Annotated in this window: 15 protein-coding genes; 8 read left to right on the top strand and 7 right to left on the bottom strand. The window is 35.7% G+C overall.

Annotated elements, in window-relative coordinates:
• Positions 1-17: 17 nt before the first annotated feature.
• The 5 genes from ACP6L2_RS00835 to ACP6L2_RS00815 form a co-directional block, all read right to left on the bottom strand.
• A complete protein-coding gene (locus ACP6L2_RS00835) occupies positions 18-1070 on the bottom strand; it encodes a DUF5007 domain-containing protein (RefSeq protein WP_440507418.1) in 1053 nt (350 codons plus the stop codon).
• A complete protein-coding gene (locus ACP6L2_RS00830; RefSeq protein WP_440507417.1) occupies positions 1070-1732 on the bottom strand; it encodes a hypothetical protein in 663 nt (220 codons plus the stop codon). Before ACP6L2_RS00830 ends, ACP6L2_RS00835 begins: the two co-directional genes overlap by 1 nt.
• 16 nt (positions 1733-1748) lie before the next feature.
• Positions 1749-3221 carry a RagB/SusD family nutrient uptake outer membrane protein gene (locus tag ACP6L2_RS00825; RefSeq protein ID WP_440507416.1) on the bottom strand — a complete coding sequence of 491 codons (1473 nt, stop codon included), beginning with the start codon at positions 3219-3221 and terminating at the stop codon, positions 1749-1751.
• Positions 3222-3300: 79 nt separating this feature from the next.
• A complete protein-coding gene (locus ACP6L2_RS00820) occupies positions 3301-6249 on the bottom strand; it encodes a TonB-dependent receptor plug domain-containing protein (protein ID WP_440507415.1) in 2949 nt (982 codons plus the stop codon).
• Positions 6250-6855: 606 nt separating this feature from the next.
• The gene (locus ACP6L2_RS00815) at positions 6856-8340 is read right to left on the bottom strand and encodes a redoxin family protein (RefSeq protein ID WP_440507414.1); all 1485 of its coding nucleotides are present in this window, start codon (positions 8338-8340) and stop codon (positions 6856-6858) included.
• A gap of 704 nt (positions 8341-9044) precedes the next feature.
• Here ACP6L2_RS00815 and ACP6L2_RS00810 point away from each other — a divergent pair.
• From ACP6L2_RS00810 to ACP6L2_RS00800, 3 genes are all read left to right on the top strand, one after another.
• A complete protein-coding gene (locus tag ACP6L2_RS00810) occupies positions 9045-9215 on the top strand; it encodes a hypothetical protein (RefSeq protein WP_440507413.1) in 171 nt (56 codons plus the stop codon).
• 11 nt (positions 9216-9226) lie between these two features.
• Positions 9227-10999: a hypothetical protein gene (locus tag ACP6L2_RS00805; protein WP_440507412.1), complete on the top strand. Its 1773-nt coding sequence runs from the start codon at positions 9227-9229 to the stop codon at positions 10997-10999.
• A gap of 600 nt (positions 11000-11599) precedes the next feature.
• Positions 11600-13234 carry a hypothetical protein gene (locus ACP6L2_RS00800; RefSeq protein ID WP_440507411.1) on the top strand — a complete coding sequence of 545 codons (1635 nt, stop codon included), beginning with the start codon at positions 11600-11602 and terminating at the stop codon, positions 13232-13234.
• Positions 13235-13325: 91 nt separating this feature from the next.
• Here the strand turns inward: ACP6L2_RS00800 and ACP6L2_RS00795 are convergent, their stop codons facing one another.
• Complete coding sequence (locus tag ACP6L2_RS00795; RefSeq protein WP_440507410.1) at positions 13326-15803, bottom strand: TonB-dependent siderophore receptor; 2478 nt, start codon at positions 15801-15803, stop codon at positions 13326-13328.
• 886 nt (positions 15804-16689) lie between these two features.
• Here ACP6L2_RS00795 and ACP6L2_RS00790 point away from each other — a divergent pair.
• Positions 16690-17715 carry a LacI family DNA-binding transcriptional regulator gene (locus ACP6L2_RS00790; protein ID WP_440507409.1) on the top strand — a complete coding sequence of 342 codons (1026 nt, stop codon included), beginning with the start codon at positions 16690-16692 and terminating at the stop codon, positions 17713-17715.
• Here the strand turns inward: ACP6L2_RS00790 and ACP6L2_RS00785 are convergent.
• A complete protein-coding gene (locus ACP6L2_RS00785) occupies positions 17702-19276 on the bottom strand; it encodes an MFS transporter (protein WP_440507408.1) in 1575 nt (524 codons plus the stop codon). The two genes, ACP6L2_RS00790 and ACP6L2_RS00785, sit on opposite strands and share 14 nt — an antisense overlap.
• Positions 19277-19581: 305 nt before the next feature.
• On the opposite strand from ACP6L2_RS00785, the gene kduI reads away from it, so the two are divergent.
• The 4 genes from kduI to ACP6L2_RS00765 all read left to right on the top strand — a co-directional run bounded on the left by kduI (position 19582) and on the right by ACP6L2_RS00765 (position 23623).
• Entirely contained in the window at positions 19582-20427 is an 846-nt protein-coding gene (gene kduI / locus ACP6L2_RS00780; protein WP_440507407.1) for a 5-dehydro-4-deoxy-D-glucuronate isomerase, read from the top strand.
• Positions 20405-21556, top strand: a complete 1152-nt coding sequence (locus tag ACP6L2_RS00775; protein WP_440507406.1) for a DUF4861 family protein — start codon at positions 20405-20407, stop codon at positions 21554-21556. Before kduI ends, ACP6L2_RS00775 begins: the two co-directional genes overlap by 23 nt.
• Before the next feature lie 9 nt (positions 21557-21565).
• Positions 21566-22336, top strand: coding sequence for an SDR family NAD(P)-dependent oxidoreductase (locus ACP6L2_RS00770; protein ID WP_440507405.1), 771 nt, complete (start codon positions 21566-21568; stop codon positions 22334-22336).
• 66 nt (positions 22337-22402) lie between these two features.
• The gene (locus ACP6L2_RS00765; protein ID WP_440507404.1) at positions 22403-23623 is read left to right on the top strand and encodes a glycoside hydrolase family 88 protein; all 1221 of its coding nucleotides are present in this window, start codon (positions 22403-22405) and stop codon (positions 23621-23623) included.
• Positions 23624-23882 lie beyond the last annotated feature (259 nt).

Raw genomic sequence — 23882 nt, 5'->3', positions numbered from 1 at the left:
GTCTTTAAATGGTCAGATTAATCGTTTTCAAATTTTGGACTTTGTCCTCTGAACCAAAACTGTATTTCCCAGTTCCCCTCTTGATAGATGGCAAATTGATGTCCCAAACTTGCCTCTATATTCTTTCCATCTTTTCCTAGACGGTCATAACGCAATTCAAATTTTGCCTGATCTCCAGTTGTATTGGTAAATTTCGTCGGTATACTCACTAAAGGAATGGGATAACACACCTCATAAATCACTTTGCCTCCCTCGAACCTTGGATTAAAACCATGTAGTAAATTCTTAAAGTCTGTCTTTGAGAATTTTTGGATATCAATCACTTTCCCAATTGAATCAATCACAGAAATGGTTAATGTTTTTGAACCACTAGTTTCAGATACATTTCTTAAAAAATAAACCTCTACTTCTGGATCAGCACCTTCTTGATGTCCAGAAATATTTTCCTTAATTCCTGGATAAACAAATGGATTTCTTAAAATGCCAGAATTCTCATCCATATCAATAGGATTATAAGGTCTTGCCCTTTTAGCTTGTAGTTTTAGATTTCTAAAATGCTGTTTACCACCAGAATTTTCATATTCGATATCGAATAAATATCCCTGATGTGGATAGGTATGTATTTCAGGATAATTAGGAGTATTCCAAAATGTCAAATTGCCATTCTTCTCACTAATCTCCATAAAGGAGTGGTATTCTACTACTCGCTTTTTCTCAATCTCTTCTACCGAAGTTTCGTTTCCAGTATATTGGTTCTTCCAAATCTTTACAGCATATTTCTCTTGCAATTCTGGTGCTGGCAATCCTTCAAATGTGCGAACATTTTGTAAACGGAAAGTTAATGGTAATGAAGAATTCTTACCTACATTAACTAGATTTTGAAAGTATTCAGTCTTTCCTAAGAATGGTTCAAATTTGGTCCTAGAAATGGATATATCCTTTCCTAGATTATCTAAATCTTCTGGAATATTTGACATACAACCATTCAAGAAAACGGCTAATAATAATGGAAGCGAAGTCCATACAATTGCCTTGCAAATATTTGGTTTCAAATTGGTCTCTTTCATCATTATTTAATTAATGTCTTAGCAATTTTGCCATAACCAAATTCATGGTACGGGTTCAAAACATGTAGAATACCGTTGTTACTTTTTATATCCACTAATTCTGTAGTAGCTTTCAACCAATCCTTTTCAGTTGTTAAACCATTGGTATCATTCAGATCAATTTGGAATTGTCCGATATTTTGCAAACCTGAAGCTGTTGAATTAAATGCTCGGATATTCATGATGTAATCTTTTTTATAAGATGGGATACTAAGTCCATCCTTTGATTCTAACAAGGCACTCGTGGAGTACTCTTCCACCATCATATATCGATAGAGCAAACTATCTATCAATTTAATCGGAATATCCTCTAAATAGATTGGACCTAATTTTCTTTGCTTACGTTGGGCGTTAAGATTGTTAATGGCAATTTCAAAGGATTTATTTGATGGCGCGAAGAAACTGATACCTTTTTCCGTATCAAGGAAAGTCTTCAACTCAGGTAAATAATCCAAAACAAGAATTAGCGAATCAAATTTATGTGGCTGTTTAGAAAGGTAGCTATAAATAGACCCATCAAAAGTTTGCTTTTCATTGTAATCATAATAATGATCATCTGATTTCTTACAACTCCCAATAAAGTATAAGCAGGCAATTGGAAACAGTATATATAGTATGTTTTTCATTTTCATATTTCCTCCTTTATTTCCAATATTCATTTTGAGTAATTTCTGAGTTATTCTTTATCACGACTGGAGCTATTGGCCAAAGGAATTGTCCAGATTTTATTTGATTCAGTCTTTCTGGATTACCCTTCAACTTGTAGAAACGTTGTAGGTCATAAAAGCGCCATCCCTCTCCTAGTAGCTCCTTACGACGTTCTTTAAATATTTCATCCATTAAAGGTCTTCCAGGCTCCATAGAAATGGAATATGGTGTTGCCTTACGCATATTCTTAATCCTGTTTAACATTACAACCGATTCTCCTGTTCTACCCATAGCAGCTAAAGCCTCTGCGCGTAGTAAAACGATCTCCTCTAAACGAGTAAAAATCAAATTAGAACCAAACTCTGCGAACTTACCATCCTTAATGATATTGATCTTGCAGAACACAGGATACAATGATGCTATGTTCTTGAAATAAGCTTCATTATATAATCCAGAGGAAGCAATAAATCCAAATCGCTCATCATATAAGTCTTGGAAAATGGAGGTGATACTATCGCGGCTTACGTATAGGTCTGGTTGAGTCTTATTAATAAATGGTGCTGCTAATACCAATTGTTCAAAGTGCCCGGTATTAGATGCTTCCAAATTGGTATAGGAACCTGAGATACTAAATAATTGTGAAGGTTCATACGCATTAGAGAAAATCCCAGTGATACCCGTTAATTTGTCAATCCCGATATCAGAGGTATTTAAATTCCCATTATATTGAAGATTGGCAGATACAACATTATCAAGAATAAACTTAGTATAAGCATCTACATCGATGTATTTCCCTTGCCATGCTGCAATATGTGCCATGATGGCATAAGCTGTGGACTTATTAAAAAGGATGTTTTTCCAAGTCTTCGCCAATTCCCCATAATACTGCTGATTGTCAACACCATATTGAAAAGGCAAATATTCTGTAGCCTCCATCAGTTCATTTTGTGCAAACTGTAAGACTTCTGTGGCATTGGTTTTTTTGAATTTTGGGAAATCCTCCGAATTATCAAAAGAAGCAGTAATCAAAGGAACATCTCCCCAAATACGCACCATATAGAAATAAGTGAAGGCACGAATTAGTCGAGCTTGAGAAACATCAATAGCCAAGTTTTCACGCGTATAACGACTATCGGTTTTGATCACCTCTGGAGCACGTTCAATAAATAAATTTGCTGCATTAATAACTGCATAAAAACGTTTCCAGTTGGAAAGATCTTCAATTAATGGAAAAGACTTTCTTAAATCATTTTCAACAACAGCTTCCAAATCTTGTCTTGCAGTTGACTGAAAATCCCCCATTCGAACCTCCCCATATATCCAATGCGCATTATTGCCCACCATTGCTGAACGAAGTAGACCATATATACCTAATAGTCCACCTTTGGTATCGGAAATACTTTCCCAATGTTTAGCCTCTGGTGCAATTTCATAACTTGCAATATCCAATTTCTTATTACAGGACATAAAACTTGCACTGCATAAAAATATCAGGAGGAAAAAGCAAATAATCTTATTATAAACCATGTTATTCATAACTTTAGGGTTAAAAATCTAATCTAAATCCTGCAATTAAAGACTGCGTCACTGGTAATCCATAGCCATCATAGACGCCGTTGAAATTGACCATCTCTGGGTCATTACCGGAAAACTTAGTCAATGTGAACAGGTTATTAGCAGTTAGGTATATGATACTCTTTTTAATACGTGCATTCTTTGGAAAAACACTTGCCAAGTCATAGCCTAAGCTCACGGAACGTAACTTCAAATAGGAAGCATCCTCCAAAAAGAGATCTTGATTTACTTGGTATGGCATGGTACTACTCCATACATTATAGACTGGGTAGTTAGTTGTTTCTATTTCCTGTTGCCATTGGAAGATTTCACGCGCAGAGCCTATATTATTTTGTCTCGATCCGTCAATAAAATTGAAGAAATTAGATGCACGGTGGTTTAGTGCCTTATTTCCAAGTGAGAATGCTAAAGAAACATCTAGTGTGAATTTATTATAGCGGAAAGCATTTTGGAAACCACCATAGAAATAAGGTGTAAATCTTCCTTTTAAGACTTTATCATCATCGTTAATAATGTAGTCAGCATTTTGGTCAACCCATTTTGCATCACCTACGGAAAAAGCATTGCCACGATAAGATAAGCGCTGATTGGTTTGTGGATTTTCAGGAACATCAGATGCTAAATTAAAAATTCCATCGTTCTCATATAACCAGAAAGAGTCAATTGGTTTTCCAACCTTAATTAAATGCCCTCCATTTTCTATTTCCTGCAAGCCAGAAGGCAATGCGGTAACTTTATTACGATTTAAATTAGTAGATAAATACGAAACCCATCCAAATCCCTTATCTGCCTCCTTTTGTTTTACAAGATCAGCTTGAACAGAAAAATCAATACCCTCATTGCGGACGGTTAATCCGTTTAAGAACTGCCCGGCATAACCATATTCCTGTGCAATTGGCACTAGGATAATTTGATTTTTAGTCTCTTCACGATATACTGAAAGGTCAAAATTCAAACGATTCTGTAGAAAAGATTTCTTGACGTTTACCTGATGACGATCCGCATAAGCCCATTTCAAGTCATAACCAACCCATCCAAAAGAATAACCTCTAGATAAAGTGGCATAACCATAATATGAAAATACACTTGGATTATCTTGCCAACCTAGGTCTGATTGGTACTGAGGACCTGTGGCAAACTTACTGCTAAAATTAGGTTTGCCAATTCTAGAAAATCCGTAGCTTAATTTAAAAGCTTCGTTACTATTTAAGTCTTTGGATAGATCATACTCTATACGAGCAGCTGGGCTAAATAACCAACGGCTATCCGGTTGAACAGTGGAAGCACCATCACTACGTAAAATCGCTTTTAAGGATAGTTTCTTTTGATAAATATATTCAAACTGTCCATATAATGAATGTAAATGGAACCTTTCTCTATTATTCCAACGATAAGTGGTTAGTGCTGAATTACCTGTCAACTCTTCATTCTGTCCACTTACTATATTTTTACGGATATAATCACTAGGACCATTATATACTCTAGAATATAAATAACGGTATAAATCTTCTGAATAGTCCGAACCTACAGTCGCATAAAAATCATGACCTGCAGCTAATACCTTATTATATTTCAATTTATTGGAAAACACATATCGTTGTGTATAGCCGTTATAAGCAGACATATAATTCACACCATCCATTAATGCTTTTGGATAGAATAAATTCCTATTTCCTTCTTGATAATCCAGCATGAATGAAGTTGAAAACTGAAGGTTTCTAAGTATGTCAGCAACGATATCCAATCGACCTTGAATAAAATTGGTATTATTATCATCAAGACCTAACTCATCATATACATTCAACATACTACCATAGGCAGCCTTATTTGGAGAAATAGGGCTGGATAAATCTGGTAAATAATCCATCTCTGAAAGACGGTCTCTAATATTTTTATTACGATTGCGATCTAATTTTCGGGCATTTATATAAGAACTTGCTTTAAGCCACGTAAATGGCAACATTTTGATTCCGAATAATACATTATAACGTTTCAACTGCGTTTCATCAGCAGTGCTTCCATTCTTGGTATGACCAGCGTAGAAGGTAAAATTCGCACGTTGATTTCCACCTGATAAATTAAAATCAACGTTATAAGAAATAGGATTTGAATAATATAAATCACGCCAATTTGAAGGACCATAATATATATCACTATTTTTATCCTTCAAGTAATTAGGTGTTTTTTCTATCTCTTCTTGCGAAGCGTATCGCTCGTAAAATGCACTTCTAAATTGACTTTCATAATCAGCATTAATAGGTGTAACTATTGGTTTTGAACCCATACCAAAATAAGAATTCACACTAAACTGCGTTCTTCCTGAGGTAGGCTCAACAGTGGTGATCCAAATTGCACCATTTACCGCCAAAGGTCCTAATTCAGCTAATCGAACAGGATCCTTTATAATTTCAATAGACTTGATGGAACCAAAATCAATGGAATTACCATAATCGATAGCAGGACCGATACGATTGAAATCATAACGCTGAATATCATAGGCAAAATTGCTTTCATAAGGAACAGGAATTCCATTGACAAAAATAGCAGCTTGATTATTAATGATATCCTTGTTATTGAATTGAGGCGATCTTATGCCACGGATCAACATGTTTTGATAGGCTCCAGGCTCTCCTGTCGGCGTTTGATTATACAAGCCTGAAACACGGCCTTTTAACATCTCTGCCAAACTAGACGAAGTCGTTTGTTTTAAATCCCGAATGACCACTCGCTCTGGAAGGTAGTTGAATGTTGTTCTTCCAGGACTGTTTCTATCTTGATTTACAACATTTCCTAAAGAGTCCTGTACAGAATTCCCTGCTCCTGAGCTTCCTTGGACCTGACCAAACAAAGGACTGGAAAGAATCGTAAAATGAAACAAGCTTATAGCAAGTCCTCTTTTCAAACTTTGGGATCTTATCATAATTTGGTTAATTTTTTTAGGCAATACAATCTGCTAGGTTAGTAGCTTAATCTGTATCTCGAAACGTTAGTGTGAACTTTTCGATTTAATTAATTTCGATAAAAGTACATTATAATCGGCTTTTCACAAACCTCATTAGTAAATTCGATAAATATTTCAGTTTTATATTTTTAATTAAGCGAGTTGCAATAATTTTTCTTGAATTAATGCCATACACAGAAATATTTATCGTAAATGATTAATATCAAAAGAATATTTATCAAAAAAAGGTGTTAAAAGCAAATATATACAACATTATTAATCTATACACAATAAAATAACACTATTAGGTTAATTAAATACTAATTATTTATTTGAAAATAGGCTACCCTGTGTTTTTTATATATCAAATCCCAATGACCTGCTAAAAGCCAAGCATCTATTACTAGTTCTCAACAAAAATCATCGATTCAAGCCATACGAATACCTCATGAAAAAACAATGTTAGAAGCCACAAGAGGATATATTCGATAAATTTCACCCCCAATTCTTGAACACACACCAGACAATAAAAAAAAAGAGCACCCCTAAAGAGTGCTCTTATTCAACTAAACAACGATTAAAACTTTAAATCGCTTTTAAAATATTGATTTTGGCATCTGTTTCGGCCACTACGCTTTTAACATCAGATGAGGATCCCGAATATTTGAAACGGATTTTTCCATTCTTATCAATCATGACTTTAGTTGGCAAAGCCTGTACTCCATAAAGATTTCCAACATTCGGCTTTTTAAACTCCTTGTTATCCAACAACACATGGAAAGAATAATTATTTTTAGTCATTAATGCTTCTACATTCTTTTTATAATTAGCATCAGATTCGGAAGTATTCACAAATAGAAAAACAACATCTGGATCATTTTTATATTTATCAACCGCTACCTGCATACCAGGGAACGAAGCAATACATGGGCCACACCAAGTTGCCCAGAAATCCAATATTACAATCTTTCCTTTGTAAGCAGAAAGCGAAACCTCTTTACCACTTAAATCAACCAAGGTAAAATCAGGAGCCACCTCATCAACCATAGATGCTTTTACCGCAGCAAGCTTATTCACTTCCGCATTCGCTTTCAATGCATCCGTGTACTCACTGAACGCTTTGTTTGGATACAATTTTTTATACACCGGCTCTAACATTGCAAAATATGCTGTATTATCACCTGTTGACCCTTTCAATACATCATCCAAAAACTTAAAAGCTTCCTCATTTCGGTTTAATTGAACAAGGGATTTAAAAATCGTCTCATTAGTTGCCCATGAACCCATGCCTTGACCCAACTTCTTCATTTCCTCTACCCTTGCCAAAGCTTCTTCTGGTCTATTGTTACGCATTAGCGCCTGCGAATAAACAGACAAAGCACTACCTAGGAAAACTGTCTCATCTGCCTTACCCGTTTTCCCACTTGCAATATCATAAGCAACTTGGGAAATACGTAAAGCCTCTTTATCTTCATTTTTTCTTAACAAAGCACCTGTAGCTTGAATCCTCAGGTAAACCTCCGCATTGGTTCTACCATCAAAATCCTTTAAAATCTCATCGATCTTAGCATAATTCCCTTCACTCACATATTTACGGATCACATCAGCAGCAAGCAAATCATAGGGATGTTGTTTCGCGCCTTCAGCAAAGGTATTTCGAGGGAATGTGGTTAAAAACTTTCGGTACTCACTCTCCAAGTCCGCCCCATTTAATGTTTTTCTTTTAGGCTCTAGCTCTTTCAAATATGCTGCTCGAGCTTGTATGCCTTTCGGAAAACGCTGTAGAAGCTCAGCTTTAACAGAATCCGCTGTCGCATCCTGTCCCAGCTTCTTATACAACATAGCCGCATAATTAACATATTCTTCGTTCGCATTTATACGCATCGCCTGTAATTCCTTCATCAAAGAAGCAGACTTTGCTGGATCTGAACGCTGGTTATACAAATTCGCAATCTGAGGCATTAACTCATTCACCGGCAAGTTCTTGTTCGTGAGCTCCTGCCCAGACAACAAGTTAACCCCTAACAGCATTGGTACAAAGGCCAAGGGCTTCATAAATTTTGTAATCATCAGTTTATAATTTTTAAAGCATCAAATGTAGAAACTTCCAATGACTATTATTAACCGACCATTAATTTGTTACACAATCTATTAATTAAAAACACCTACAATCAACACAAACCGCTATTTATTAACTTTATCTTAAAATTACTACAATTTAACTTTTGCTTAATTTTTAACCTATTAATATCGCGCTATAAGTGCTAAATTTTTTAAGTTTATTCATTTTTTTAATAAACTTTCATTAAGCAAATACAGGGCTTACTTTATTTATTTTTTCAATAAAGCAACTGCCTTCACCTCATTTTTCATAGATCTAAAAACGATTATTTTGAGCTTTTAAAAGCATATATTTTTCAATTTCGTATAGTCTATCTTTAAATATTAGCTGACTTTTGTTACAATAATTTTTAACTATATTTTTTGCTAAAATTCTTTATTGTAATTTTTAGTAAAGTAAAACAAAAGTTGCTCAACAATGCTTTAAACAAACATTTAAAGTAAATAATATTTATTAAATAAGAAACAATTAAACCAATAAACTTCCAATAAACCATAAAACAGAACATAAAATGTAAATATTTGCTTACAGGTTTATAATTTGACACAACAAGAATATTGATAATGCATAATTTTGTCCACCGAAAGACAGAAGGAACATCTATTCAGTCAATCTAATTTTTCGGTAACGCGATTAGTAATCATCACACAACATGAAAGAAAAATACATCAAACCTCAGATTATTCTTACTAAAATTTATTTAGAAGAATCCATAGCTGCCAGTTCCAGAATCACTGTTTCTGGCGGTAAGAACACGGATTATACCCCAGAAGTAGAAGATTGGACTACCCCTGACACGGAAACACAAGGATTCGAATTTTAAGACTAATCTACATGAATACTTCTAAACACAACTATTTACACCTGCTTATCTTAAGCATATCCTTAGTATTTTTTTCTTGTAAAAAAGAAAATGGCTCCAAGCCAAATCCAGTTGGCGGTGAAACCATAGGGCTTTCTTTCAACACATTAATTTCAGATGATTTTACTGATTTAAATAAGGAATTAAAAGCTTCAACAAACCCAAGCAACTATTCTATAAGAGAAGAATATGGAACTTTTATAGGGAGTACAAAAAATCAAGATTTTGAAGTAGCTACTTTTGTTAAAAACACGAAAAGTAGCAGCTCAAATGGAAACAAATCCATTAGAGCTCAATCTGAGAAAAACGCCAATAGCAATAACTTGAAAGCTACAATTCCATTAGGTACCGGCATGAAATACCGCGTTTACCTTAGAAACAGAGCTACAGGTGAATGGCAAACAAAAGTCTTTAGTTCAAACTCGACTTCTGGCGCAGACACCATTAGCATCTATAAACACAATGATTACGATTGGTATGCTTTCTCACAGAACACGAACGCTAATACAGATGTGCCCGACATTCGATCTGGTAATACTTTAAAAATAAAAAGTGAAAATAAAGATTTGTTATGGGCAAAAGGAGAAGTATTAGCTAGTAATGATACCGGAAATAAAAAATTGAATATAGTATTTCAACATAAATTAGCCCAATTAAAGGTTTACCTAGATTACAGAGGTATCTTTGTAAATACCTTAACTAATTACGCTTTCAATTTTGTAATAAACAATCCATCCGGAATTGCAACTAGTCTTCAACGAGGAGACCTGGACATTTTAACAGGTAATTTTATCGCCGGCACACACGCTAATTACACACCGTCAATAACAGCTACTTTTAACGAACCCCCATATGTTGACCAGCAGACATATTACCTCTATTCTTCGACTGCATCAAATTATAGCAATATCATATTAACATTTCCAACCTTGGCTTATTCGACATATGATGGAAGGAACGTTTCACTTTCCAACCGTCCTTTAACCTTACAAGGAACTGGAACAAATGGAATAGTAACAGAAATTGGCGGGTCCACAACCTTAAATTTCCTTTTTATTGAATCACCAGTTAAATCAGGAAACGCAAATACCGAATGGGCAAGAGCAAATCTATATTACGAAGGAGATGCTGCTCATAACCCTTATCGTTTCCGTAGGCAAACAACACAAGCTGGAAATCCCCCCAATAATAGTTTTATCTATCGTTCGGCAAAAGTTCCGAATAAAGATATGTTCATGAAAAACCATAAAAAACCTGACACCTACGCCAACCGACCTGTAGGAGACCGAAATAATACCGCCATCTATCCTTTAGGTGACCCTTGTTTAGAGGTATTTCCAAAAGGCGCATGGAAAAAACCATCCCATCAAGATTTTGTAGATTTTGTTGCATCTGTACCTAAGTATCCTTGGGGTGACTTTAACACAGATTATTTCAAAGGAATAACTCACTTAGTAGGAGGACCAAATTCTCAGAATACCTTAGGTCAATACGAGTCTAATTACGTAGTTTTTGAACGAAATGGTTTTATCAACAATACGGATTTAGTTGTAACAACAAATTTTGGATACTATTGGTCTGATAGAAATCCTGGAAATGGTGGCACTCAAATTGGATCCCTATTAAAGATTGAAGGAGATGGTGAGTCGCCTTTTACAAACCAACCTTGGTTCGTGTCAGTGGTTAACCAGGTTGCTCAAACAGCCGCAAGCATCCGCTGTGTAAGAACAACTCTTTATCAATAATAAGAATTTATTTTATTTGGAGGCTAACATTTCATAAAGCTCTCTAACCAAGGAAAGCCCATTAAAAATGATGGGCTTTATTTTTTTTTTACTAACGACTACCCTCTAAATAATCAACTTCACCAAAGACTTATACCTAATTTTTCAACCCTTAACACAAGACTTCTTTGTTACATTATACATGAAGAAAATATTTACAAATTCCCTTTATTGCAATTTTTAACGAAGCGCTTATAATCTTGCTTTAAGCACACCTAATTGGATGTTTTAGTAAATAATATTTATCATTAAAATAAAATTTATACACAATGTCATAGATAACCATTATAAAAACAAATTAAAATGTAAATTTTTACTTACAGGTATATAAATTGATTTACTATACGTTTTGGTTCTATATAATTTTACCCACCAAATGACAGAAGAAATAGGATAAATAAGAACCATGTTTTGAATTTAAATTAATCGATTATGAAACCAGTCAGAAAATATCAATTAACTGCAAGCATTTGTTGCATCATTTTATTTTTTAGCGCTTGTAAAAAGGAAAAGGGAAATGGGTCTGTTTTTCCCAAAGGTGATTTGATAGGCCTGTCTTTTGTGTCGAATATTGAAAGTGATTTAGATAATATCTCTCTTGGATATAAAGCTTCTACAAATTACTCATCAGATCCATATGAAGGCTTAGGGACCATGACAGGAAATTATCAAAACGAAGAATTCGAGGTTGCTACATTTATCAAAAATCCAAAAAAATCTACAAAAACCTCTTCTAATATTAAAGCACAAAATCCTGATTTTGTATCTGAAAAAGAAAGCTCATTTAAAGCCAGTATCCCGATGAAAACAGGGGTTAAATACCGAGTTTACCTTCGGAATAGAACCACAGGCCATTGGCAAACCAAGGTCTTTTCTTCCAATTCCACTTCCAATCAGGACACCATAGGAATCTACAATTATTACAGCTACGATTGGTATGCCTTTTCCAATAATACAACCTCAAATAACGATGTTCCAGATGTCTTATCGGGAAACAGTTTGGAAGTCATGAGTGAAAACAAAGATTTACTTTGGGCTAAGGGAGAAATCTTAGCAAGTACAGCAACAACAAACCAAAGACTAGGTATAACTTTCCAACACAAGTTAGCCCGCATGCAGGTCAATTTAGATTATAGAGGGCTTTTTATCAACAGTATGTCAAATTACGACTTCAATTTAGCTCTTACTGGAGCGAGTCCTACATTTAGAAAAGGAATATTGGACTTAAAAACGGGTAATTTCGTCACTGGAAGTCACCAAAATTACGCTCCTTCAGTAACGCCCAATTTCCCAGAAACCGGATATGCGGATAGGCAAACTTATTATTTTTACTCTTCTGAAGCCAAAACTTTCGGAACGGTAAAAATAAATTACACGAGCCTAAACTATACCACTTACGATGGAAAAAACGTCGTTTATGATCAATCTCACAACAAATCAATCACCCTTGTCGGTACAGGCGCTGGAAATATCGTTACAGAGATTGGAGGCAATACCGTATTGAACTTTATTTTCATCGAATCATCGGTTAGATCAGGAAATGCTACAACAAAATGGGCGCGAGCAAACTTATACTACGAAGGTGATGCCGCACGAAATCCTTATCGCTTTCATAGACAAACTACTCAAGCAGGCAATCCGCCTAATGACAATTTTGTAGTTAGAAGTTTTAAAATAGCAAATAGGGACATGTTTATGAAAAACCATAAAAAGCCTGATACTTACGCTAATCGGCCGGAGGGAGATAGAACTAACACCACACTTTATCCACTGGGAGATCCTTGTTCCGAAGTTTTACCAAAAGGAGCATGGAAAAAACCTAGTCAAAATGACTTTACAAATTTCGTAAATACTATACCCAATATGTTAGGATTTTATAACAACGTAAACTTTAAAGGAATAACGCATTTAATTGGAGCCTCAAATAACACAAACGTATCCTTTCCCTACGATTCTCCATACGTTATTTTTGAACGGAATGGATTGATTAATTATGATGACCTGGTTGTTACTACAAATGATGGTTATTATTGGTCAGATCAAAACCCTGCTGATGGCCAAATAGGAAGTCTTTTGAAAATCGTAGGCGTTGAATCAGTTTCAATCACAAATCCAATTTGGAATGTTTCTGTGGTTAATCAAGACACCCATACTGCAGCGAGTATTCGCTGTGTGAGAACAAACTTGTATCAGTAAAATCCTCCATAAGAAGGTGGCAATAATACAATTTAAGCCTGGCTATTCATTAGGACAACCAGGCTTAAATGAATGAAATATAGAGCTATTATTAGAATTTGAAATTTATGGAAGCAGCAATATTTCTTGGATCAATCTGGTTAATAAAACCTCCACGGAAGTAGGAGTTTAATCCCAGTTCATCCGTCAAATTATTCAAGAAAACTCTTCCTGAAAACCGAGCTGTGTTATAACCTAATTGAAGATTCAAAGTCGAATAGCCAGGCATATCAAATGGTTTTACCCCAGGGTTGTACGTATGGCCATCAAATGCGTTACTAAATTCATTAACTGGACGTTTTCCAACATAATAGAATCCCGCACTTAAACTAAGATTTTTCAAAATACCATGTGGAATGGCATATTGCACCCATGCATTTCCCGTATGTTCAGGAGCATTCATTGGCGCTGAGCCATCAACGTAAGATGGCGAATTCTTATACCGAGCATCTAAATAGGCATAACCCAACATCACCGTCAAATTATTCAAAATACGTCCGTTCAATTCTGCTTCAATACCATCTCTCAACAAATCTCCAGCTTTAAAATAATAACCCGTGGTATTTGTCGTCCCTGCAGTATACTCTGCATTCGATAAATTGGACGTATAAATATGGAAATAGGTTAAGTTAAAGCGTAACTTTTCATCTAACCAATCGGATTTAATACCTCCTTCAAATTGCTGAGTAACAGATGGTCCAATGGTACCTCCGCCAACCATAGGGTTAGCAGCACTTCCTAAATTGGTCGCATTGGTATAGGAAGCGAATACATTAAAATTCTTCATAGGTGTTACTATAACGCCTACGCTCGGATTCCAAGCAGAACCTGTTTTACGTTTATCAGAAACAAAATCCTTAACATCTATTTCTGAGTACCTTAACCCTAATGCCAATTTAAGGTATGGATTAAACTCAATAACATCTTGTGCCAGTATTCCAAAAGTCTGATAATATGCATTAGTAGTGGCTCCAGGAACAAAAGAAATTCTTTTACCGACCCTATCAATTCCCATTTTATCCTTATAACGTACCTGTGTCAAGTCATTGGTCCAATCGCCCAAAATATTAATCGTATCGATGATATTAGTATTTCCAAGAACAATGTTTTTTTCCATTCCAGCTAAGGTACCCAGGTAGCTCATGGTTTCTGCATCTGCGATTCGGTAATCAAAACCAACTTGGGCAGTATGCTTTATCTTTCCAGTATAAAGCTCCTCTCCTATTAAATCAAATTGTACTGTAGTATTTTTATCATCTCTTGTACTTCTAGAACTTGAACGGCTGAATAAATCAAAATTTGGATTATTCGCTCTCAAAATGCTAGCAGAGGTAGACAGATTATCTACTTGATAGGATGATTTTGCATAAACACCTCTGATGCGCCAATTTTCTGACAGAAAATGATTTACACTTAACATGATACTACTCAATTTTGTATTATTATTATCCGAATTCAAACCTGAAATTTGATTATATGGCAATAAATGGAGCGCATTTACTCCTTGCGATGTGTTCAAATTCAACGCTGAAGTGACCGGAGTTTTATTGGAGTTGTGGTAATCCCCTTCCAAGGTGAAGGTCGTATTTTCACTTGCCCGCCATTTTATAGATGGATTAAAATATACAGAATTTGAACTTAATCCCTTCCGATAACTATCGGAACGCTCGTATGCCCCATTAAAACGAATGGCTAATGTTTCATTTTTATCCAATATACCTTGCACATCAAAAGTTGGTCTAAATTGGCCCCAACTGCCTGCTCTTAATCCAACCTCCCCATTGGTAACAAAATTTGGTGTTTTTGTGACTACATTAATAACCCCTCCTGCATTACCGATATCTGTAATCACCCCTTGTGTTATTGCTGCTGATCCTTTGATCATTTGAATGGATTCCACCCCTTGCATATCAACAACTCCTGACGCTGTTTGAAATTGTGAATCCATACGTACACCGTTTTTCAATACTGGAATACCGCGGAATCCTCTTGTGGACATCGATTCTTTAACTCCTCCATAACTTCCAAATAGGGTGACACCTGGCACATTTCGCACAGCATCTGTCAATGTTAAAGCTCCTTGATCTTCAATAACTTTATGTGAAATAATAGAAATTGTCTGGATTTGATCAGATGGCTTTAATGGCATACGGGTTATATCTTCCAATCCTTTTGGTTGTTTCTTACGCTCTCCAAAAACTTCCACCATATCGATATCGTAACCGTTGGATTTTAAAACAATATCTTGCAATTCAGTTATGTTTCCTTTGGGGTCATAACTAAGCTCTCGTTTAGAAAACCCTACACCAGTTATTTGCAAATTAAATTTTCCTGGATTAGCAATATATAGACTGAAATTCCCAGTTGAATCGGTCAATGTTGACCTACCCTTACTAGTAACTGTAATATTAGTAATCGGATTATTTTGTTCGTTAAGGATTCGACCACGGACAGTAGTTTGGGCACTTAGGGCACTGGAAACGGCAATTAAACCCAACATTGGTAGGGCAATTTTATAGTTAAGTATCATGATTATTATGAATAAGAGTAATAAATTGCCGCTAATTTAGAATTAATCCAATTAAAAACAAATAGGATACAAAAATTTATTTCACAATAAATTATCAAAACAAGCCCGCTGGTTAATTTTAGCGCTGACTAAAAGGAGAATAGACAAATGAGTTTTGACTGATAGTTTCCAAATTTTCAATCAATAATTCAAAACCAACCAATAGAAACAATGCAAGTCTTGTTTTTTAAGAAATTCGTACAAGAATATTGAAGAATAAAATGGGAATTAATTTTTCCTTTGATAAAAACACAAACTATATAACAAGACAACAAATACTTAAATGTCATACTTTCCCGATATAATTCATTTAAATGTTGCACCTGTTTGCCTCGATTCTGGGATGGAATTTCCTTGTATCTGATACGGAACTCCTTCGGATCTCGTTCGGTCGGAACCGAACGAGATCCGAAGGAGTTCCGAAGGAGTTCCGAACAAGCTCCGAAGAAGACACGAATCAAACCTTATTTTTAACCTATGAAAACACAAATGAACACCTATCTTATTTGAACTAAAATCTACTTAAAATAAACAACTATAAAACTAAGTTTAAACTTCAAAAAGGAAGTTTTACAGATTCCTTTGAGCCTTTTCCACAGTAATTACTCATTTAAGCAATAGCGAAAAATTCTTGTTTAGCAGGATGAATTTGTATATTTATTTCGTCTGAGAGAAATTAACAAAATAAATCACGGTATTTCCACAAGAAATTATGAATCACACCATCAGGCAATATCATTTGATATAGTAAGATTTCCAGGCCCTATTTAAAAACAAACATTCGGATTGAAGCCAATGGAATGAGCTTCAGGAAGAGCTTTTCATTTTGACGATTATTTTTTCAAGCATGAAAAATATCACCTTAAAAGAATTAGCTAAACAGTTAAATCTATCAATATCTACTGTTTCAAAGGCGATCAATGATAGCCACGAAATCAGTAACGAAACCAAACAGAAAGTAAAAGAATTAGTAAATGAGCTGAATTATAGACCTAACATCGTTGCAAAAAACCTCAAAACCGGCCGAAGCAATACTTTAGGGTTGATCATTCCTTTTATTACAAATCCTTTTCAAACACAGATTTTAGAGGGTGCGCAGAAAGCGGCAGTCGACCATAATCTAAATTTGATTTTCATGCAGAGCAGTGAGAACACGAAATTAGAGGAAGAGGCTGTTAATTCGATGGTTCAACAAAACATTGATGGAATCATCATTTCCCCTAGCGCGAACACCAATGAGCAGTTTTTGCATAAAATGATTAAGCAGATACCCACCGTGCTCGTGGACCGTATAGACTTTGATGTTCCGACGCATAGAATAGGTGTAAACAGCGAAAAGGGCGCATTTCTTGCTACCCAACATCTTATAGATAAAGGAAGAAAAGAAATCGTTGTGATTACAGGTAAAAATATTGGGGTAAACCAGAAAAGAATATCTGGTTATAAAAAAGCATTATTAGCAAACTATATCGAGTACAATCCAAATAATGTGATCAATGTAGAATATGGTCAACATACAAAGGATTTGGTAAAGAATCTTTCCATTATTTTAGAACGAAAAATGAAAGATTTTAAAGATCCTATAGGGATCTTAGGTATTACGGATACTTTGACGGTCAACACCTTAGGGATACTTGCCAAATTAGGCTACCGAGTACCAGAAGATGTCAGCGTCATTGGATTTGCAAATACAGAATATGCAGAATCATTAAATCCGTCTTTGTCCTCTATTTTTCAGCCAGCAAATGCTATGGGTTATCAAGCTGTTGAAAAGTTACTTGAAATAATCAATCATAAAAATGCGGATACGGATGATTTTGATACTCTTTATTTGGAGACCGAATTAATCTTACGCAATTCTACTTCAAATTAACTATTTTCATTTTTGGAACGAGTAATTTCATAACAACCCAAGCAACCAAATAGGCTACGGCACAAATGGTAAAAATGATCATGTATCCTTTTTCAATACCATTTTGAACTAGTACGCCTTGTTTTTCAATTAGTTTCAGGAATTCATCCAAATTACTAACATGGTGACTTTGGAATAGCGATTTGGCTTGCTCAGCATGTGCAATTTGGGGGTAAGCTTGAATTAGATTTTGGCCATCTACGCTGGTCCAATTCTTTTCTGCAAAATCGAATAATCCGCCAGATATCTTATTGATGAGGTAAGCACCGATACCACCAGCAAGACCACCAATACCCGTAACTGTCGCCACAGCACGTTTTGGAAACATATCCCCTACTGTTGAGAATAAGTTAGCAGACCATGCTTGGTGTGCTGCACCCGCCACGCCTATACACAATACCGGAATCCAAAATGAGATATGTCCGAATGGTTGAGCAAAAAGAACAACTAAGGCAAAAAAAGCAAAGATTAACATGGCGCGCATACGTCCAGCATAGGGGTCCATACCTTTTTTCTCTACAAAATAAGTCGGCATCCAACCACCAATTATGGAGAATAAAGTAATCAGGTAAAGAACAAACAATGCAATTTGACCTTCAAAGTCAGAGGATTTAATGCCATAAACAGAACTTAAATAGGCAGGCATCCAGAACAAATAAAACCACCATACACCATCTGTCAAAAATTTACCAAGTGCAAATGCCCAAGCTGGTCTGTGCTTTAGAACAATGCCAAAAGTTACCTTCTCAGCCTTCGCAGGAACAATCTTTTCTGTGTTTGTTACCTCGATCTCCTCATCTTGAAGGATATACTTTAGCTCCTCTGCATTCACCCGTTTATGGCTTTCCGGCCTGTCATACATGAATTTCCAGAAAATCATCCAGATAAAGCCTAAGGCACCAATAATGACAAATGACATCTCCCATCCATAATATTTGGCTATAGTGGGAATGGTCAAAGGTGCTACCAATGCTCCTATGGTTGCTCCAGAATTGAAAATACTGGTTGCAAATGCACGATCTTTCTTCGGAAAATATTCTGCAGTAACCTTGATGGCAGCGGGAAAATTCCCCGCCTCCCCAATGGCTAAAATCAATCGAGCAATAATAAAAAAGGTCACACTCACAGATACCACGCTGGATATATTAGCTACTGTACTAATAATATCTGCTGCTTCTTTAAAACCTACTAACCATTGCCCTGTGAGAATACCTGATGTAACCATACCTGAAAACGCATGTAGGATAGCTCCTACTGACCAGATTCCGATGGCCCACATAAAACCTTTTTTCGTACCTAATCTATCAATTATACGTCCAGCAAAAAGCATGGAGATGGCATAAAAAATAGAGAAAAGCGCGGCAATATCACCATAATCCTCATTAGTCCAATGATATTCTACAGCTATAAAATCTTTCCAGGTTAAAGAAAGTACTTGTCTATCTAAATAATTGATGGTCGTAGCAAAGAAAAGCAACGCACAGATGTTCCAACGGTATTTACTGATTTTATCTGATATCATATGGTTCGGATATACATCCTTATTTTATGGTTAAAAAGCATCCGCATCCCTCATTATTTGAAATAATATTCTCATGAATGATAAGTCTCATTGCACCTTAAATCATAGGATTTTCTAGTTTTTAGGGAACGATACGGTTTATAATATATCCAATAATATACATTACAATTTGAATCTACTAATACTTTTTACTCAAACGTTTTCGAAGGTTCATAGAAACCGTGATTTGAGGCGCGCTAATTGCTCGAAATCGTTTTCGTAGTTATTGTAGCATTTGCATCATAAAGCCCCTTATATTTAGAATTATGACATTAAATTTTGAAAATAGGTACGCCCTGGGACCTAATGAAACCAAAAACCTAGACACAAAGGGACTAAGAGATAATTTTCTTATTGAGAATTTATTTCAGCCAGGTAAAATTAGCTTTACATATAGCCATTATGATCGTTTTATGGTGGGTGGATGTCAACCCATAAACGCGGCTATTACCTTGGAAACCATTGACGAGTTATTGAAAATGCCAAACTTCTTAGACAGAAGAGAAATGGGCATTATCAATATCGGTGGAAATGGGAAAATAAGCGTTGATGGTGAGGAATATGAAATCGCTTTTAAAGATGCGCTTTATATAGGTAAAGGTGCAAAAAGTGTTCAATTTAGCAGTGTGGATCCTTCAAGTCCTGCAAAATTTTACTTGAACTCAACCCCTGCTCATCAATCCTTTCCAACAAGAAAAGTTACCAAACAGGAGGCTAATCAAATACGTCTTGGGACAGTGGAAAATGCCAATAAGAGAACAATAAACCAAATTTTATTACATAAAAACATTGACACCTGTCAGCTTCAAATGGGATTAACTGAATTGGATTTAGGTTCAGTTTGGAATACCATGCCTGTGCATACGCATGATCGCAGAATGGAAGCTTACCTTTACTTTGAATTGGATCCAAGTCAAGCGGTTTCACACTTTATGGGAACCATTGAAGAAACACGCCATATTTGGGTAAAAAATGAAGAGGCGGTGCTTTCTCCACCTTGGTCCATACATTCTGGTGCCGGCACAAGTAATTACTCGTTCATTTGGGGAATGGCCGGTGAAAATTTAGATTATGATGATATGGACAAATATGAGATTTCAGCCATTAAATAAAATCAAAAATCGGTTATGCTATGTAGCAGCTTTGTGCCTAAGCTTATTTCTAGCCAAGGATGTACAAGCCCAGAAGAAAATCGCCTTACATAATCCTACAACTGCGAGTCGGGAAGAACTGATTTCTATTCCCTATAAAAAGTTTAGTCAGGCTTATGGTTTAGATAGCAATTTCCAAATTAAAGATGACAAAGGAAATCTCTATCCACATCAGTTGGAGCGATTAGGTGAAAGCAAGGTTCAAAATGTTTTGATTCTTGTGAATATACCTGCAAAAGGGAATTTGGAACTGCAGCCAGACTTTTCAGAAAGTACCCAATACCCGGCGATGACCTATGCTAGAAAAGTTCCTGAACGCTTTGATGATTTTGCTTGGGAAAATAATGTAGTAGCATTTCGCATCTATGGCCCTGCCTTAGAAGGTAGACCTGATGATGCGCAAGGTATAGACTTTTGGGCTAAGCGCACCTCTAATCTCATCATAAACAAATGGTATAAATCGGAAGACTACCATCAGGATCATGGTGAAGGATTAGATTATTACAGTGTTGGGAAAAGCTTAGGTTTAGGAGATGTCGCCATTTACTTACAGGATTCCTTATTGTATGGTAAGCACTATCGAACGCATAAAATTTTAGATAACGGTCCATTGAGGACGACATTTGAATTGACTTATCCGGAGGAGGATTATCGAGGTCAACGAATTCAGCTAAAAAAAACAATAAGCCTAGATGCAAATAGTAGATTCAATCGGATTCAAATTGAAGTAAACAACAGGGATAGATCTTCTACAGCAATTGTTATTGGTTTAGTAAAACGAAAAGAAAAAGAGCCAATTTTTCAGTTAGGGGACAAAAATAATTATTTGGCTTATTGGGAACCTAATATGAATAAAAATGGTCATACGGCTACAGCCATAGTTTATCCAAGCAAAATAAAAAGTAACTTTATTAATTCACCTCTTCAATTCTTAAAAAGAATTGTTGTTTCCAACAAGACCCCAATAACCTATTATTCTGGTGCGGCATGGGACAAAGAAGGTAAAATAACGGATAGTAAAACTTGGTTTGAATATGTAAAGCAATTTGCAAGTTCAAGAAAAGAAGCTATTCGAGTAAAAATAAAATAACAATCAACCATGAATACCTTATCATTATTCGATTTACAAGGAAAAACAGCCTTGGTAACGGGCAGTAAAAGAGGCATTGGAAAAGGAATGGCAGAAGCATTGGCGGAGGCTGGTGCTGATATCATTGCTGTATCTGCTAGTTTGGAATTAAAAGACTCAGCGGTCGAAAAAGCTATCTTAGCACGAGGTCGTAAATTTTGGGCTTACCAATGCGACTTTTCCAAAAGAGCAAACCTTTATGCTTTTATAGAGCAAGTAAAAAAGGAACATCCTAAAATTGATATTTTAGTTAATAACGCTGGAACCATATTAAGGGATCCTGCGGCACATCATTCTGACAATTATTGGGATGAGGTTATCGAAATCAATCAAACGGCACAATTTATCCTTACTAGAGAAATAGGCAAGGAAATGTTAAGTCGAAAATCCGGAAAGATTATTTTCACTGCTTCCCTATTATCCTTTCAAGGAGGAATAAATGTTCCAGGCTATGCAGCCTCAAAGGGGGCAATCGCTTCTTTGACGAAGGCATTTGCAAATGAATGGGCAGCGCAAGGTGTAAATGTTAATGCCATAGCACCTGGTTATATCGCGACAGATAATACGGAAGCATTACGAGCAGATGAAGATCGTTCAGCCAGTATTTTAAGTCGAATTCCTGCAGGACGCTGGGGAAATCCAGAAGATTTTAAAGGCCCCATAGTTTTCTTAGCATCGGAAGCCTCAAATTATGTTCACGGGACGATATTAACCGTAGATGGAGGCTGGATGGGTCGTTAAGTCGTTTAACCCTAATTCAGTACCCTAAAAATGAAATAAATAAAATAATTACCTTTTATATTCCACATGAAAAAGATAAAACAGATTATGCTCTTTTTAGCATTAGCAGGTTGTACACAACCTATTTATGCACAAAAACAGCCGAAATATGCGCTCGATAAAACCTTTATCGATCAACAATTAGTTAAATCTGCAGAACAGATCAAAACCTTAGCTGCAGTCACTCCAGTAGATAAATTCCCGCAAACTTTCCGCGATGGGAAAAACATATTCTCCGGTTCCAGTTGGTGGTGTTCTGGATTCTACCCTGGTACCCTACTCCTACTTTCTGAAGCAAATGATGATCCGTCCTTATTAAAGCTCGCTCAGGAAAAATTAAAGTACCTCGAGAAAGAACAATTTAATAAAGGAACCCACGATCTAGGGTTTATGCTTTATTGCAGTTTTGGGAATGCATTAAGGTTAACGAAGGATACTGCTCAATATAAACCCATCTTATTAAATGGTGCTGCTTCCCTAGCCTCTCGATTTAGTCCGAAAACCCAAGTTATTCGTTCATGGGATCATGGGCCATGGAAATACCCCGTAATTATCGATAATATGATGAACTTGGAGTTCTTGACTGAAAGCAGCAAGCTAAGTGGAGACCAAAAGTATTATGATATAGCCATTACGCATGCAGATAAGACGCTTAAAAATCATTTCCGCAAAGATTTCAGTTCCTACCACGTCATTGACTATGATCCGAATACCGGAGAAGTACATGCCAAAAAAACGCATCAAGGTGCTTTTGATGAATCAGCTTGGTCTAGAGGGCAAGGATGGGCTTTATACGGATTTACGATGATGTATAGAGAAACTAAAAAGAAACCATACCTAAAAAGAGCTCAAGAGGTTGCTAATTATATTTTGAATAATCCTAATCTACCTAAGGATTTAATTCCATATTGGGATTTTGACAAGGATAAGATATCCAGTGACAACAAAATGTATAAAAATAAAGATTTAAGAGATGCTTCAGCTGCAGCCTTATATGCTTCTGCGTTTGTTGAGTTGGCTGAATACAGTAAACCAAAACAGGCTAAGCGCTATTTACAAGCCGCTGAAACCATTATTAAAAACCTTTCCTCTGATGCTTACTTTGCTAAAAAGGGAGAGAATGGTGGCTTTTTATTGAAACATAGCGTTGGTGCTTTACCTCTAAATTCTGAAGTGGATGTACCATTGAGCTATGCCGATTATTATTACGTGGAAGCTTTATTACGGTATAAGGAATTGATAAAATAACTTATGCATTTTTAGCTTAAATACGATTCTTTAAAAGATTATAATTTAAAGGGAGGCTTTTGCCTTCCTTTTTTGCTTTTACAATGTATTAGGTTTCATCATCACATTTACCATAAGGTACTGAAACTCTTATAGAATTCTCAAGTTCTATGATTTACATAAGCAAAGAAAATTAATCTTTATACTGTTTGGAATTTTCTTGATATAGATCTTATTATCCTTGTTACATGTTTATGTTATACATATTTAATCAATCGTT

It is taken from the genome of Sphingobacterium lactis (assembly GCF_051951495.1).
GTDB lineage: Bacteria > Bacteroidota > Bacteroidia > Sphingobacteriales > Sphingobacteriaceae > Sphingobacterium > Sphingobacterium lactis_A.
Note: the sequence above shows the minus strand (reverse complement) of the source record. Positions and strands in the feature narration are given on the sequence as shown.